The organism is Bradyrhizobium sp. CCBAU 51627 (assembly GCF_028128765.1).
GTDB lineage: Bacteria > Pseudomonadota > Alphaproteobacteria > Rhizobiales > Xanthobacteraceae > Bradyrhizobium.
Map to the genome: position 1 here is coordinate 21212 of NZ_LBJG01000012.1, position 16134 is coordinate 37345.

Sequence of the window (16134 nt, forward strand, 5' to 3'; positions counted from 1 at the left end):
GCCAGCCGCGATAACATCGCCAAATGTCCGAACAGCCCCTTCCGATCGGCCCTGCCGATATCGACGCCGCAGCCCGCGTGCTCGCGCCGTTCGCGGTCCGCACGCCGCTGCTGTCCTTTCCCGTGCTCAACGAGCGCGTCGGCGCCAACGTCTTCCTGAAGCCGGAGATGCTCCAGCGCACCGGCTCCTTCAAGTTCCGTGGCGCGTTCAACAAGGTGTTCTCGATCCCGCAGGACAAGCGCGCCGGCGGCGTCGTCGCCTTCTCCTCCGGCAACCACGCCCAGGGCGTGGCGGCGGCGGCCAAGATCCTGGACATGCAGGCGACCATCGTGATGCCGGCGGACGCGCCGCTTTCCAAGCGCGAGCGCACCAAATCCTACGGCGCCGAGGTCGTGCTGTACGATCGCGACAAGGACGATCGCGAGGCGATCTCGCGCGGCATCGCCGAGAAGCGCGGCGCGACGCTGGTCCGGCCCTACGACGATCCCTTCGTGATCGCAGGCCAGGGCACGGCCGGCCGCGAAATTGCGGAGGACATGGCAACCCTCGGCCTTGCACCCGATATCGTGGTGGCGCCGGCCTCCGGCGGCGGCCTGATCGCGGGCGTCGCCACGGCCGTGAAGGCGCGCTATCCGCAGGCGCAGATCGTGGTCGCCGAGCCGGAGGCGTTCGACGATCACAGCCTGTCGCTCAGCGTCGGCCATCGCGAGCCGCATCCGCCGGCCGGCCGCACCATCTGCGATGCGCTGATGGCGCTGATCCCCGGCGAGATGACTTTTGCGATCAACAGCAAACTGCTCGCGCGCGGCGTCACTGCGTCGGACAAGGAAGTCGGCGCGGCGGTGGCCTTTGCCTATCGCGAGCTGAAGCTCGTGGTCGAGCCCGGCGGGGCGGTCGGCCTTGCCGCGCTGCTGGCGGGACGTCTCGATGTCGCCGGGAAGAACGTCGTCATCGTGCTCTCCGGCGGCAATGTCGATGCGGATCTGTTCGCCGAGCTGGTGGCCTAGCCGTCATTCCGGGGCACGCGAAGCGTGAGCTACGATGTGCAATTGCGCATCTGAGACCCCATAACCACGATAGTGAGTATGGATTCCGGGCCTGCGCCTCACGGCGCATCTTGGAATGACAAGATCGATTGCTGACACGAAGAAGGGGCAGAGCGTTTTCGCTCTGCCCCTTCTGTTATGCGTGGTGCCGTGATCAGTGCATGAAGCCGCGGTGATTGCCGCCGCCGCTCATCATCGGCGCCTGGTTCATCGACTGGCGGAAGTTGTTGCCGCCGCCATTGTTGATCCGGTTGATCGTGCTGAACTGCGGGCGGTTGTTCTGCACCTGGACCTTGTTCACCGGGTTGTTGTTGAGCTTCACGCCGTCGTTGATGCGGATCGGGTTGCCCTGCGTCTGAACGTTCACCGGCTTCACATCGACGGTCGAGCCGCCCTTGCCAACAGTCACCGGCACGCTCACGACCTTACCCGGATTGCCGGTATTGGTGTTGCCGGTGTTCTGCGTCGTGGTGGTCACCGGCAGTGTCGTGATCTTACCGATGGCGCCGGTGTTCGCCGTGTGGGTCGGCGCGGGCAGGGTGATGATCTTGCCCGGAGCCTGCGACGGCGTGCCGTTGCCGAGCTTGCCAATGACGTTGCCGTCCACCGGCTTCTGCACGATCGGCAGGTTGGCGTTCGTCTGCATCACGCCATTGCCGTGCTGCATCAGCGGCATGTATTTGGGCGCGCCCAGATTGCCGATCTTCAAGGTCGGGGCAATGTTCTGCGGAGCCAAAAACTTCGTCGCCTGCATCAGCGGGATCAGCTTGGGCTGCGCCTCGAGCTTCAGCGCGGCTTGCGCATAGGGGCTGTTGCCGTAGCTGTCGTAGAAGGCCTTGTAGGCGATCGGCGAGTTGGCGAGCACCGCCTGGTGCCAGGCCTGCGAGATCAAGAGGTTCGCGAGCAGCCAGCGGATGTGGTCGCACAGCGGGTCGTGCGGATACATCGCGACGAACTCCTGATAGTACTCAGGTCTGCCCTCGGACAGCACGTAGTCATAGGCCTGGCGCGCCGAACGGCTCGGCAGGTTCGAGGCCATCTGCACCGCCGGCGCATGCACGGGCGCGCGGTTGGCGGCAACCACGGTGTCACCGAAGAAGGTGAAGTCGGAGGTGAGCGAGGAGCTCTCCCAGGGAACTTGCGCGCCGCTGGTGCTCTGGTTCACCGCGAGACGCACGCGCTTGAACAGTTGCTCGATCGGCACGTTGGGCTCGCGCGCGATGTTCAGGAAGGCCTGCGTATAGGGGCTGTGGCCGTTGGTGCCGTCGAGCGCCTCAGCACCCGGCGCGGTCGAATAGCCGACGATCGAGCCGTTCGGCGCATCGACGATGGCAAGGCCCCGGCCGGCGTCGTTCACCTTCGGGAACGGGTTGTTGCGGCATGCATCGAGGATGACGATGCGCATCCGGCTCGGGATCGTCTCCAGCGTCGACATCACGTCGACCAGGCGGACCGAGTCGTTGACGAGCTCGGTCTGGTTCGAGACCTTCGCATCGACCGGAACGAGATAGTTCTCGCCGGCGAGCTGTACGCCGTGACCGGCGTAATAGACCATCGCCACCGTGTTCGGGCCGCGCGCGGACACCTTGGCCGAGAAATCCTGCACCACCCGCAGCATGTCGTTCTGGCCGAGGTCAGTCGCCGAGATCACCTCGAAGCCGGCCGAGTTGAGGAATTGCGCCATCGACTGCGCGTCATTGTCGGGGTTCGCGAGTTGCGGTGCGTTCTGGTAGTTGGAATTGCCGATCACCAGCGCCACCCGCTGCTCCGGGCCTTGCAGCGCGGTCGGGGCGGGTTCGACGGGGGCGACTTGCGCGGAAACCGGGCCGCAGGCGAAGCCGAACAGGCTTCCCAGCAGGCTGGCCGTCATCAGGGCGGATTTCAGGCGGAACATGGCGTGCTCCTTTGGCACTCATCTCGATGCGAGATTGGTTGCAAGGAAGCTAGGTCGCGTTCGAGCCCGGGGTCCGTGATCGCGATCACCATGGCGAGGTGCGTGATCTAGATCACGCAAATGCTTATTGGATGGATCTCGTTGCCGCCTCTTGCTTCGTCATTGCGAGCTCCGCGAAGCAATCCAGACTCTTTCCACGGAGGGATTCTGGATTGCTTGGCGGAGTGCAATGACGAGAAAGAGAACGTGTGCCGCCTTACGAGAAGAACGCGATCTTCTCGGCCTGGGTCATGCGGCGGATCGGAGCCAGTGCGTCGTTGGCGGCGGGGCGGGGCTTTTGCACGATGCCGCTGGCCAGGATGGTGGCGCCGAGCGAGGGCGTTGCAAGGGGCGAGGGCATCGGCAGCGTTGCGGTGGGCGCTGCGTCTGATGAGGCGGCGGCCGCCATGGCGTGAGCCGGTTGCTCCATGACTTCGGCGGCGGCTTCGGCGATAGCATCGGTGAGGCGCGCGAGCGATTCCATCGCGATCGGCGCCTCAGTAACCGGCTCTTCGACATCGGGCGCTTCAACGGGCGGCGCGATCGGCGCCTCCATAGCGACCGGCTCTGCGATCTCCGCGGCGATCGGCTCCGGCGCCGGTTCGGGAGTGGCTGCTTCCATCTCCATGGGCTCGACGATTGCATCGAACTCCGGATCGGGCGCGGCCATCTCCAGCGCGATGGCCTCGAGGATGGCCTCGTCCTCGGCCTCCGCGGCGGCATCGAGCGAGAATTCGTCGGTGATCCCGGCGATGGCTGCGGGCTCGGCGAGGCCTTCGTCAACTGCAGCAACACTCTCCTCGATGGCGGCGTGGCTTTCGGCGATCTCTGGCGCGATCGCGACGTCCGCCATCGCCTCCCCGGCAACCCCGCTCGCATCAACGGCTGACTCAGGCTCGGGCTCGGGAGCGATCTCCCCCGGCATCTCCGTAAAAGCCACGGGGGTGTCGCTCGCCATCGCCGCAGGCGCCCCGGCGTCAGGCGCTTCCGCCAGCGGCGGCGTTCCCTGCGCAGGCGCCGAGCTCTGCGGCGCTGCGCCGCTGCCAGCCTCGGTCTGCTCGACCCGGTCCTTGAGCAGATCGAAGGCGGCCTTGAGGTCGGCGCGCGGGTCGATGGTCGAGGCCTGGGCGCAGGCCGCCTCGATCGAGGCGAGCTGCGAATCAATGAGGTCGCAGATCCGCCCGTCGGCGCCGATCTCGCGCCAGCGCCAGGAGATCTCCTTGATGATGCGCACGCCGCGCGTAACAGGCGCAAGGCCCGCCGCGATCGCGGCGGGATCGAAGGCCCTGCTGGCGGCGCTTTCTGCGTCCTCGACGGCACGGCGGATCGCGACCAGCGCTTCGGGCAGGCGGTCCTCGACAACAGGTTGTCGCTGTGCCGCAAGGGTTTCTTCGATTTTCGCGACCGCGTCGAGCACCATGCGCGTATCGGCATTGCGGTTGCGCTTGGCATATTCGCCGAGGAACCAGCGACCGCGCGCGGTCTCCATGAAGGCTTCGCGGATCGCGTCGTAATCCTGCTCGTTCGGCTCGGCCGCGCGGGCAGACATGGGCGAAAGGGCGAATGCTTCGTTGGCCATGACAATCTCGTCGCGCAAATCACTGCGCGTTACTGTAACGATCACCACGATATCGACCGAATCGCAATTGGTTTGATGCCACCCGAATCACAAATCTCCACACCAGCATCGGTCAAACGGCGATTCGCCGTGAGTCTTGCGCTGTTCTATTCGGCTGTGTTCGCGGTATCGGGCACGCATCTGCCATTCTTCCCGGTTTGGCTCAAGGCGATCGGCATCGACGCGTCCTGGATCGGCCTCATCAATGCGCTACCGGCGCTGACGCGCTTCACCACATTGCCGCAGATCACCGCCTTCGCCGAAAGGCGACGGGCGATTCGCGCCGGCATGATGATCTCGGTGCTGGCGACCGCGATCGGCTTTGCGGCTATCGGCCTGCAGCATCAGCCGCTGGCGCTGTTTGTGATCTACGCGCTCACCTGCATCATGTGGACGCCGACGACGCCGCTCACCGATGCCTATGCGCTTCGCGGCGTCGCGCGCTACGGGCTCGACTATGGGCCCTTGCGGCTATGGGGCTCGGCGGCCTTCGCCGCCGGCTCGCTCGCCTGCGGCTATCTCGTCGACATCATCGCCGCGCGTGACCTGATCTGGATCATCGTGGCATGGGCCGTGATTGCGGTGCTCGCCAGCCTGCTGCTGCGGCCGCTCGACGAGGTCAGGCGCAAGACGACGGGGACGCAGGCCGGCAAAGCCTTGCTGCGCGATGGCGGCTTCTGGGCGGTGATTGCGTCGGCTGCGCTGATCCAGGGCAGCCATGTCGCCTATTACACGTTCTCGGCCATCAACTGGCAGCTCCATGGTCTGGGCGGGCTGACGATCGCGGGGCTGTGGACGCTGGGCGTGATCGCCGAGATCATCGTCTTCGCGCTGTCGCCGCGCTTCTCGCTGCATCCATCCACGCTGATGGCGATCGGGGGCTTAGGCGCCGTGCTGCGCTGGATTGTCACGGCGAACGAGCCGCCGCTGGCGCTGCTCGCGCTCGCTCAACTCGGTCACGGCCTCACTTTCGGGATGACGGTCGTCGGCACCATGAAACTGCTGGTGCAGCGCGTGCCGTCGCATCAAGTCGCGCGCGGGCAGGGCTACCTCGCCGCATGCAGCGGATTGTTGGGCGCGGTGACCTCGATCGCCTCAGGCGCGATCTACGCCCGCATCGGCGACAGCCTGTATTACGTCATGGCGGCGATGGCCGCGGCCGGTGCGCTGGTGATCTGGTCGGCGCGGCATCGGCTGATCGCTCAGCCCCAGAGCGAGGCATCGGGCGGATAGACCAGGCTGCCATCGTAACGCAGCCCATGATCGCGATCGCGCGCGAGCAGCAAGGGGCCGTCGAGATCGACGAAGCGCGCCTGCGGCGTCACCAGCATCGCGGGCGCCATCGACAGCGAGGTCGCAACCATGCAGCCGACCATGATCTCGAAGCCGAGCGCCTGGGCGGCATCGGCCATGGCCAGCGCCTCGGTGAGGCCGCCGGTCTTGTCGAGCTTGATGTTGACGGCGTCGTAGCGGTCGCGGAGCGGCGCCAGCGAGCTGCGGTCATGCACGCTCTCGTCGGCGCAGACTGCGAGTGGCCGCTTGATCCGCGCCAGCGCCTCGTCCTGGCTTGATGGCAGCGGCTGCTCCACCAGGGTGACGCCGGCGGCGGCGCAAGCGGCGAGGTTCTGCTCCAGATTGGCCTCGGTCCAGGCCTCGTTGGCGTCCACGATCAGTTCGGATTCGGGGGCCTCCCTGCGCACCGCCGCGATCCGCTCGCCGTCGCCGTCCCCGCCGAGCTTGATCTTGAGCAGCGGCCGGTGCGCCGCCTTGGCGGTCGCCACCGCCATCGCCTCCGCCGTGCCCAGCGAGATCGTGTAGGCGGTGGTGCGCTCCCCCGGAAACTGGCGGTCGAGCAAGCTCCAGGCCCGCCGGCCGGCCGCCTTGGCGTCGAGATCGATCAGGGCGCAATCCAGCGCATTGCGAGCGGCTCCGGGGGGCATGGCAGCCTGGAGGGCCTGCCGCGTCAGCCCGCCTGCCACGGCCGCCTGCATGGCCTTGATCGCGGCCAGCGTCGCCTCGGGGGTCTCGCCATAGCGGGGATAGGGCACGCATTCGCCGCGGCCGGTCAGCCCATTCTGGCTCACTTCGGCCACAATGGTCACGGCTTCCGTCTTGGCGCCCCGGCTGATCGTGAAACTGCCGGCAATCGGAAACCGCTCGATTCGCACCGTGAGGACGGGAACATTGCTGGAAGTCATTTTGAACTCTGGCGAAATCTGAACCTGCTGGTTACCTGTAGCAACTAACATTAACCAGTTGGGGATACCTTTTCCGGGTAAGGGCGCGTGCGCAACGATCTGATTTTCTCCGCCCCGGGACGGGAGCGGACATCTTGAACGGCGATCCCAAGCTGGAACGGATTGCCAAAGGCAATGCGCTGGCCCTCTGCGCCACCGGAACCTGGACCGCGAGCTTCGCGCCGGTGCTGGAGCGGATGGTGGCTGACGCCGAGAAGCTCGCCGGCGGTCCCCAAAGCATTTTCATCGACGTTTCCGAAGTCGCCAAGCTCGATACCTTCGGCGCCTGGCTGATCGAACGGCTGCGTCGCAGCCTGACGCAAGGGCCCGTGGAGGCGCAGATCGCCGGGCTGTCCGCGAATTATTCGAGCCTCGTCGACGAGGTGCGCCGTGTCAGGGCGACCCCCGTGATCGAGACCTCCACGATCACCATCACCGGCATGCTGGAGCAGATCGGCCGCACCGTTGTGGGCCTCGCCGGCACGGTGGCCGGCCTCGTCGATATGCTCGGCGCGGTGCTCGCCGCGGTCGGTCGGGTGCTGATCCATCCACGCTCGTTCCGCCTGACCTCGACCGTGCATCACATGGAGCAGGTCTGCTGGCGCGCGGTGCCGATCATCGTGCTGATCACCTTCCTGATCGGCTGCATCATCGCGCAACAGGGCATTTTCCATTTCCGGAGGTTCGGCGCTGACATCTTCGTGGTCGACATGCTCGGCGTGCTCGTGCTGCGCGAGATCGGCGTGCTCCTGGTCGCGATCATGGTCGCGGGCCGCTCGGGGAGCGCCTACACCGCCGAGCTCGGCTCGATGAAGATGCGCGAGGAGATCGACGCGCTGCGCACCATGGGCTTCGACCCGATCGAGGTGCTGGTGCTGCCGCGCATGCTGGCGCTGGTGCTGGCGCTGCCGATCCTCGCCTTTCTCGGCGCCATGGCCGCGCTCTACGGCGGCGGCCTGGTCGCCTGGCTCTATGGTGGCGTCGATCCCGAAGCGTTTTTGCTGCGCCTGCGCGATGCCATCTCGATCGATCATTTCATCGTCGGCATGGTGAAAGCGCCCGTGATGGCCGCGGTGATCGGCATCGTCGCCTGCGTCGAAGGCCTTGCCGTACAGGGCAGCGCGGAATCGCTCGGACAGCACACGACCGCGTCAGTGGTGAAGGGCATCTTCTTCGTCATCGTCATGGACGGCGTGTTCGCCATCTTCTTCGCCTCGATTGGAATGTGACGATGGCGCAGGAAACCCAAGACGCGATTCAAAATCCCATCATCCGCGTCCGCGACATCACCGTGCAGTTCGGATCGACGCGCGTGCTGGACGGACTCAACCTGGACGTCAAGCGCGGCGAGATCCTCGGCTTCGTCGGCCCCTCCGGCGCGGGCAAATCGGTGCTGACGCGCACCATCATCGGCCTCGTGCCGAAGGTCGCGGGCTCCATCGAAGTGTTCGGCGTCGATCTCGATTCCTCCAGCACGTCGCAGCGCCGCAATGTCGAGCGGCGCTGGGGCGTGCTGTTCCAGCAGGGCGCGCTGTTCTCCTCGCTCACCGTGCGGCAGAACATCCAGTTTCCGATGCGCGAATATCTGCGCGTCTCGCAGCGGCTGATGGACGAGATCACCATGGCCAAGCTGGCCATGGTCGGCCTCAAGCCTGAGGTCGCCGAGCGTTTCCCCTCGGAACTCTCCGGCGGCATGATCAAGCGCGTCGCGCTCGCACGCGCGCTGTCGCTCGATCCCGACCTCGTCTTCCTGGACGAGCCGACCTCCGGCCTCGATCCGATCGGCGCCGGCGATTTCGACGAACTGGTCCGGACGCTGCAGCGCACTTTGGGACTGACCGTTTTCATGGTAACTCACGACCTCGACAGCCTTTACACAGCTTGCGACCGCATCGCCGTTTTAGGGAACGGTAAGATCATTGCGGCAGGGTCGATCGCCGACATGCAGGCCTCGCAGCATCCCTGGCTGAGGCAGTATTTCCACGGCAAGCGCGCCCGCGCGGTGATGAGTTGAGTAGCCGGAGCACCTGATGGAAACGCGGGCGAGTTACGTACTGATCGGATCCTTCACGCTGGCGGTGATCGCGGCCGCGATCGGCTTCGTGCTCTGGTTCCAGTCGCTGCACACCACCAAGCTGCGCAGCCCCCTGCGCGTCGTGTTCGAGGGCCCTGCGGCGGGCCTGCGCAACGGCGGCAGCGTCAACTTCAACGGTATCCGGGTGGGCGAGGTGGTCTCGGTGAAGCTCGACAATCCGCGACGGGTTGTCGCACTCGCCATGGTCGAGAACAACACCCCGCTTCGCAAGGACACCCTGGTCGGTCTCGAATTCCAGGGGCTGACCGGCGTTGCCGCAATCTCGCTCAAGGGCGGCGACGAGGCCGCGCCGCCGCCGCCGCTCGACGAGGACGGCATTCCGACGCTGATGGCCGATCCGAACAGGCTCCAGGACGTCACCGAAGCGATCCGCGGCACGCTGCAGAACATCAACAAGATCGTTGCCGACAATCAGGAGTCGGTGAAGAACTCGCTGAAGAATCTGGAGACCTTCACCAACTCGCTCGCCCGCAACTCCGAGAAGATCGACGGCGTGATGGCCAAGGTCGACGGCGTGATGCTCAAGGCTGACAACCTGATGCTCGGCCTCAATACGCTTGCCGGCGGCAAGGACGGCGGCGAGCTGTTCCTGACGGTGAAATCGATCCGTGAACTGGCCGAAGATTTCGACAAGCGCTCCGGTGCGCTGATGACCGACGGTCGTCGCACGCTCGGCGACATCAGCCGCGCCGTGAACAATTTCGATCGCAACCCGACCCGCGTGCTGTTCGGCGCCAGCAACTCGTCGCAGCCGGCGCCCGCGCCCGAGCCGCCGAGGCCGGCCCCGGCCGCGACCAGCCGAAGGCAATAGGCGTCCGTCTCCTCCGTCATTGCGAGCAAGCGAAGCTATCCAGGCTGCCTCCGTAGAGGCATTTCTGGGTTGCTTCATCGCGCCGCGACAAAATTGCTACGCAATCTTGTCGCGGGCTCCTCGCAATGACGACGCAGCTCTGACGATACGAAAGTATGGGGGTCTGGCCGAGCCAAGGTAGGGGGAGGGGCGGCGGGCGTTGTCCGCTATATCGCGCTCAAGGCGCGCTTCACGAAGAGCGCGCCGACTTCACTCACAGGGGAGGAGAGAGCGTGATACGTTTGCTGCTGCTGTTGCCGTTCATCGGCCTGATGATCGTGCCGTTCTACAATATCCGCGAGCCGCATCTGTTCGGCTTTCCGTTCTTCTACTGGTATCAGCTCGCCTGGGTGCCGCTGACCTCGCTGCTCACCTACATCGTCTACAGGAGCGTGCGCCGTGCTGACTAATGTCGATAGCGCGGCGTTTGCCGTATTCCTCGCTCTGTTCATCCTGGTCACCGGCATGGGCTTCGTCGCTGCGCGCTGGCGCAAGCCGGAGACGCTCGCCCATCTCGACGAGTGGGGCCTCGGTGGCCGCAAGTTCGGGACCTGGATCACCTGGTTCCTGGTCGGCGGCGACTTCTATACCGCCTACACCGTGATCGCCGTGCCCGCGCTGGTCTATGCGGTCGGCGCCTACGGCTTCTTCGCGCTGCCCTACACCATCATCGTCTATCCCTTCGTCTTCGCGGTGATGCCGGTGTTGTGGAAGGTCGCCAAGGAGCGCGGCTACGTCACCGCAGGCGACGTCGTGCGCGGCGCCTATGGTTCGCGCGGGCTCGAGCTGGCCGTTGCTGCGACCGGCGTGCTGGCGACCATGCCCTACATCGCGCTCCAGCTCATCGGCATGGAAGTGGCGATCAAGGCGCTCGGGCTGAGCGGCGAGGTGCCGCTCGTTCTCGCCTTCCTGGTGCTGGCGCTCTACACCTACTCGTCGGGCCTGCGCGCGCCGGCGCTGATCGCCTTCGTCAAGGATGTCATGATCTACATCGTGGTGATCGCCGCAGTCGCCATCGTGCCGTCCAAGCTCGGCGGTTATGGCGCGATCTTCACGGCGGCGGATGCAGCGTTTTCGGCGAAAGGTTCGGGCGGAATCCTGCTGTCGCCGGCGCAGATCGTGCCCTACGCCTCGCTGGCGCTGGGCTCGGCGCTGGCGGCCTTCATGTATCCGCATACGCTGACCGGCATTTTCGCCTCATCAGGCGGCAACACCATCCGCAAGAATGCGATGCTGCTGCCGGCCTACACGCTGCTGCTCGGCCTGCTTGCGCTGCTCGGCTACATGGGTCATGCCGCCGGGCTCAAGCTCGCGAGCAACAACGACGTCGTGCCGGAACTGTTCAAGACGCTGTTCCCAAGCTGGTTCGCAGGCTTTGCGTTCGCGGCGATCGCGATCGGCGCGCTGGTGCCGGCGGCTGTCATGAGCATCGGCGCGGCCAATCTGTTCACCCGCAACTTCTGGAAGGTGTGGGTCGATCCGAAGGTGACGCCGGCGGGTGAAGCGAAGGTCGCCAAGATCACCTCCATGCTTGTGAAGGTCGGCGCGCTGCTCGCCATCCTCCTGATGCCGACGCAGTTCGCACTCGACCTGCAGCTGCTTGGGGGCCTCTGGATCCTGCAGACGCTGCCGGCGCTGGTGTTCGGGCTCTATCTGAACTGGTTTTCCAGCACGGCGCTGTTGATCGGCTGGGCCGTCGGCTTGGCAGGTGGATCGTGGCTCGCCTGGTCGGACGGACTGAAGCCGCTGCACGGCATCGACTTCGGCGCCGGCAAGGTCGCGATCTACACCGGACTGCTGGCGCTCGTCCTCAACATCGTGGTCGCAGTTGCGGTCAACCTTCTGCTCAAGGCGCTGCCGCAGGCCCGACTGTCGCGCGAGGCGGCCTGACCTCAAGTGTTGATCGGCGGCCGGACATCCGGCCGCCGATCCCAAACCTGCCTTCCGCACGATTGAAACGCTTCCAGAGCTTTCCGTTCCGATCGAATTGGAACGGAAAGCTCTGGATTCTTGTTTTGACGCGTTTTCTTTGCTCGAACCGGTGTCCACTTCGCCGGAAAAGGCTCTAGTATCCGCCGCGTTCCGGCCCCGTTCGTGGTAGCCGGATCGGTGTCGAGTGAGGATGTCGTGCAGGCGTGGTTCGTTCTCGCGGTCGCGGCCGGTTATGTGACCACGCTGTTCCTGGTTGCCTGGTGGGGCGATCGACGGAGCGTGGACGGACCGCTGGTGTCGCCACGATCCTGGGCGGCCGCAGTGAGCTACTGCCTGACGCTTGCGGTCTACAACACCTCGTGGAGCTTCTACGGATCGGTCGGCCGCGCGGCCACCAGCGGGCTGGACTTCGCGACGATCTACATCGGCCCGACGCTGGTACTGCTGTTCGGCCAGCCGCTGCTGTCCAAGGTGATCGCGATCGCGAAGGCGCAGAACGTCACCTCGATTGCCGACTTCATCGCCGCACGCTACGGCAAGAGCCAGGTGCTTGCGGCTTTCGTGACGCTCGCCTCGCTGCTTGGCGTGCTCCCCTATATCGCGCTTCAGCTCAAGGCCGTCGGCAAGAGCTTCGACTATCTGATCCTCCAGCCGGAGCGCGCGGGCGGCGAGGCGCTGCAGTTCTGGCAGGACTCGGCCTTCGGCGTCGCCGCGTCGATGGCGCTGTTCGCGATCGTCTTCGGCGTGCGCCATGTCCATGCCAGCGAGCATCATCGCGGTTTGATGCTCGCGATCGCCTTCGAGAGCATCGTCAAGCTGGTCGCATTCCTCGTCGTCGCGCTGTTCGTGCTGTTCGGCCTGTCGGGAGGACCGGCTGGGCTGCTGTCCCAGTTCTCCTCCGATCCGCAACTGGCTGGTATCCTGGCCTTCGATCCGACCCAGCCGGTCTGGCCCTCGACGATCGTCATCTCGGCGATTGCTTTTCTTTGCTTGCCGCAGGCGTTTCACGTCGCGGTCGTCGAGAACGAGAGCCCGAGTCACACGCGCACCGCGGCGTGGCTTTATCCTGCCTATCTTGCGTTGTTCAGCCTGCTGATCCTGCCGATCGCGGCCGCCGGACTGACGAGGTTCGGTGCGATGATGGACCCCGACACCTACGTCATCTCGCTGCCGATTGCGGCGGATGCGAGCACGATCAGCCTGATCGCCTTCCTGGGCGGGCTGTCGGCCGCGACCGGCATGGTGATCATGACCTCCGTCGCGCTGAGCACCATGCTCTGCAACGACGTCATCATGCCGCTGCTGCTGCGCTCGCGCTTCTTCGGCCTGCGTGCGCAAAGCCGGCCGGTGACCTCGGTGCTGATGACGGTGCGCAGGCTCTCGATCCTCGGCATCCTGCTGCTGGCCTATCTGATGCACCGCCTGGTCAACCAGGCCTATCCGCTCACCGTAATCGGCCTGTTGTCGTTCGTCGCGGTCGCGCAATTCGGCCCGGCGTTCGTCGGAGGGCTGTTCTGGCAGCGTGCCAACAAGATCGGCGCCTCGGTCGGGATCGCGGCCGGATTTTTCATCTGGGCCTATACGCTGCTGCTGCCCTCGGCGGCACCGCTCTGGCCCGCCTTCGAGGACATCGTTCGCCACGGCCCGGGGCAGCTCGCTGTCCTCAAGCCGAACGCGCTGTTCGGCCTCGAAGGGCTCGATCCGATCTCGCATGCGACGCTGTGGAGCCTTGCCGCGAACCTCGTCTGTTTCGTCCTGTTCTCGTTGCTGGGGGGACAAACGACCGTCGAGCGCAACCAGGCGGCGGCATTCGCCGATGGTGTCGTCCGCGACACCGTGCCGAAACTGTCCTCGCGCGTGGTTGTGCGGCTCGACGATCTCCGCGCACTGGCGCGACGCTTTGTCGGTGCGGAGCGCGGCGAGGCAGCCTTCGACGGCTATCTCGCGGCGCGCATGTCGGGCACCGGGCCGCGCCTCGATCCGTCCGGCCTGGTCGACCTCGATTCGATCCGCTTCACCGAGAACCTCCTTGCCGGCGCGATTGGTGCGGCATCGGCGCGCGTGGTGATCGCGGCGTCACTTGAAGGGCACTCGCTGTCGCGACGGGCGGCGATGGCGATGCTGGACGAGGCTTCGGAAGCCTTGCGCTTCAATCGCAGTCTCCTGCAGAGCACGCTCGAGAGCGTGCCGCAGGGCATCTGCGCCTTCGACGCCGATTTCAACATCACGGCCTGGAACGGGCGATTCATCGCGCTGCTCGACCTGCCGCCGGATTTCGTGCGCGTCGGCCTTCCGCTCGCGGAGGTCATTGCCTTCAACGTCGAGCGCGGCGAATATGCCGCGTCCGAATTTGCCGCGCTCCTGGTCAATCGCGACGTCGCGACCCAGAGCTGGCCCTATCTGTACGAGCGCAAGCGGCCGGACGGCACGGTGCTCGAGATCGTCTACGACCGCGCCGCTGAGGGCGGGTATGTCTCGACCTACACCGACGTGACCGAGCGTCATCGCGCCGCGGAAGCCTTGCGGCGCGCCAATGAGGACCTTGAGCTTCGCGTCCGCGAGCGGACCGAGGCGCTGGAGCAGGCGAAGGCGGAGGCCGAGCAGGCCAATCTCGGCAAGACCCGCTTCCTGGCGGCGGCGAGCCATGACCTTCTGCAGCCGCTGAACGCGGCACGTCTGTTCATGTCGGCGCTCGACGAGAGCCTGCATGCCTCTTCACATGCAGACGACGCCGAGAAGGAGAGAATGCTTGCCGGCAGCGCCATCACGGCGTTGCGCTCGACCGAGCATGTGCTCGACAGGCTGCTCGACATCTCCTCCTACGACGCCGGTGCCGTTCGGGCCCAGCCATTCGACTTCCCGATCGCGGAACTTCTCGTTCAGCTGAACGTGGAATTCTCGGCGATGGCGCGCGAACGCGGGCTGGTGCTCCGCGTCGTCGATTGCTCTCTCACGGTGCGCAGCGACCCGCATCTGTTGCGACGCATTCTTCAAAACCTGCTGTCGAATGCGCTGCGCTACACGCCGAAGGGACGCATCCTGCTCGGCTGCCGGCGGCGCGACGGCGATCTGCGCATCGAGGTCTGGGATACCGGCATCGGCATCGCCGCCGCGGATCAGGAGCGAATCTTCGAGGAGTTCCAGCGCCTGGCGCCCGGGTCGGAGAAGGGGCTGGGCCTGGGGCTTGCGATCGTCGATCGCGTCTCGCGGCTGCTGGGTCATCCCGTCGATGTCCGTTCGCGGCCTGGACGCGGCTCATGCTTTGCCGTCACGGTGCCGCGCGCGCACGGACCGGGAACGCCGCTCCAGCGCAAGGCGGCGGCCACGGCGCCAGCGATGACGGAGCGAGCGCTGACGATCCTGTGTCTGGACAATGATGCGTCGATCCTGGACGGCCTGGCGGCGCTGCTCGGCGGCTGGGGTCATCGTGTGCTGGTTGCAACCGATGGCGCCGGCGCGATGGCTTCGGCAGCGGCAAGCCCGCCCGACGTCGTGCTGGTCGATTATCATCTCGATGGACAGCGCACGGGCTTGGACTTTCTCGACGATCTCGTGCAGAAGTCGGGACGCGGCGTCTGCGCGCTGGTCGTCACCGGCGATCGCAGCGAGGCGGTCCGGACAGCCGCGCGTGCGCGCGGCTGCGAGGTCCTGTCCAAGCCGGTCAAGCCGGCGGCGCTGCGGCGCTTCCTCGGCGGCGAAGCCTTGAGCCGGCAGTTCGGGACCAAACAGGGAGCTTCCCCGGCGTGACGATGCGCATCCTTATCGGCGATGATCATCCGCTGGTGCAGGCCGCGCTCCGCAGTGCGCTATCGACCGTGCTGCCCGATCTCGACATCATCGCCTGCCAGTCGCTCGACGAAGCGGTGAGCGTTCTCTCGGCACGGTCGGACGAGATCGACCTGATCCTGTGGGATCTGACCATGCCGGGTATCCAGGGATTTGCCGCACTGTTCATTCTGTCGGCGCAATTCCCGACCGTGCCGGTTGCGATCATCTCGGCGCGACAGGATGCCGCCACGATCCGCCGCGCCATCGCCTATGGCGCCTCCGGCTACATCCCGAAATCGCTTGGCCTGCCCGAGATGGCGGATGCGATCACGAAGATCCTCGCCGGCGAAATCTGGATGCCGCCCAATGTCGGCGGCCGCGGCTCGATCCAGAGTGCCGATGTCGAGCTCGCCGCCCGCATGGCCTCGCTGTCGGCGCAGCAGCTGCGCATTCTCGCGATGATCGTCGAGGGCAAGCTCAACAAGCAGATCGCCGGCGAACTCGACATCGCCGAGCAGACCGTGAAAGGACACGTCTCGACAATCCTGCGCAAGCTCGGTGTCGGGTCGCGGACCCAGGCTGCCGTCCTCGCCGAGCGGCTCTCGTTCGGACAGCCAAGCGGAACCTGATTTCGCACGGTCAAAAACAAAAACGG

12 protein-coding genes are annotated in these 16134 nt (G+C 65.8%); 9 read left to right on the top strand and 3 right to left on the bottom strand.

Features of this window, described 5'->3' with window-relative positions:
* Positions 1–23 precede the first annotated feature (23 nt).
* Positions 24–1007, top strand: coding sequence for a threonine/serine dehydratase (locus XH88_RS06880; RefSeq protein WP_271614656.1), 984 nt, complete (start codon positions 24–26; stop codon positions 1005–1007).
* Between the two features lie 193 nt (positions 1008–1200).
* On the opposite strand, the gene XH88_RS06885 is transcribed toward XH88_RS06880, so the two are convergent.
* Positions 1201–2940: a caspase family protein gene (locus tag XH88_RS06885; RefSeq protein ID WP_271614657.1), complete on the bottom strand. Its 1740-nt coding sequence runs from the start codon at positions 2938–2940 to the stop codon at positions 1201–1203.
* Between the two features lie 256 nt (positions 2941–3196).
* Complete coding sequence (locus XH88_RS06890; RefSeq protein WP_271614658.1) at positions 3197–4558, bottom strand: hypothetical protein; 1362 nt, start codon at positions 4556–4558, stop codon at positions 3197–3199.
* A 75-nt stretch (positions 4559–4633) separates the two neighbouring features.
* Here XH88_RS06890 and XH88_RS06895 point away from each other — a divergent pair, with 75 nt between their 5' ends.
* Positions 4634–5830 carry an MFS transporter gene (locus tag XH88_RS06895; protein ID WP_271614659.1) on the top strand — a complete coding sequence of 399 codons (1197 nt, stop codon included), beginning with the start codon at positions 4634–4636 and terminating at the stop codon, positions 5828–5830.
* Here the strand turns inward: XH88_RS06895 and dgcA are convergent.
* Positions 5800–6795 carry an N-acetyl-D-Glu racemase DgcA gene (gene dgcA / locus XH88_RS06900; RefSeq protein WP_271614660.1) on the bottom strand — a complete coding sequence of 332 codons (996 nt, stop codon included), beginning with the start codon at positions 6793–6795 and terminating at the stop codon, positions 5800–5802. The two genes, XH88_RS06895 and dgcA, sit on opposite strands and share 31 nt — an antisense overlap.
* A 134-nt stretch (positions 6796–6929) precedes the next feature.
* Between dgcA and XH88_RS06905 the strand changes: the two genes are divergently transcribed.
* The 7 genes from XH88_RS06905 (at position 6930) to XH88_RS06935 (ending at position 16108) form a co-directional block, all read left to right on the top strand.
* Positions 6930–8063 carry an MlaE family ABC transporter permease gene (locus XH88_RS06905; RefSeq protein WP_271614661.1) on the top strand — a complete coding sequence of 378 codons (1134 nt, stop codon included), beginning with the start codon at positions 6930–6932 and terminating at the stop codon, positions 8061–8063.
* A gap of 2 nt (positions 8064–8065) precedes the next feature.
* The gene (locus XH88_RS06910) at positions 8066–8848 is read left to right on the top strand and encodes an ABC transporter ATP-binding protein (RefSeq protein WP_209957084.1); all 783 of its coding nucleotides are present in this window, start codon (positions 8066–8068) and stop codon (positions 8846–8848) included.
* A 16-nt stretch (positions 8849–8864) separates the two neighbouring features.
* On the top strand, positions 8865–9740 hold the full coding sequence (locus XH88_RS06915; RefSeq protein WP_271614662.1) for an MlaD family protein: 876 nt from the start codon (positions 8865–8867) through the stop codon (positions 9738–9740).
* A gap of 272 nt (positions 9741–10012) precedes the next feature.
* Positions 10013–10189 (top strand): DUF3311 domain-containing protein, encoded by a 177-nt coding sequence (locus XH88_RS06920; RefSeq protein WP_027552712.1) that lies wholly within the window; start codon positions 10013–10015, stop codon positions 10187–10189.
* Complete coding sequence (gene mctP, locus XH88_RS06925) at positions 10179–11669, top strand: monocarboxylate uptake permease MctP (RefSeq protein WP_271614663.1); 1491 nt, start codon at positions 10179–10181, stop codon at positions 11667–11669. Before XH88_RS06920 ends, mctP begins: the two co-directional genes overlap by 11 nt.
* A gap of 237 nt (positions 11670–11906) precedes the next feature.
* On the top strand, positions 11907–15458 hold the full coding sequence (locus XH88_RS06930; RefSeq protein ID WP_271614772.1) for a hybrid sensor histidine kinase/response regulator: 3552 nt from the start codon (positions 11907–11909) through the stop codon (positions 15456–15458).
* A complete protein-coding gene (locus XH88_RS06935; RefSeq protein WP_271614664.1) occupies positions 15455–16108 on the top strand; it encodes a response regulator in 654 nt (217 codons plus the stop codon). The genes XH88_RS06930 and XH88_RS06935 overlap by 4 nt, the downstream gene beginning before the upstream one ends.
* Positions 16109–16134 lie beyond the last annotated feature (26 nt).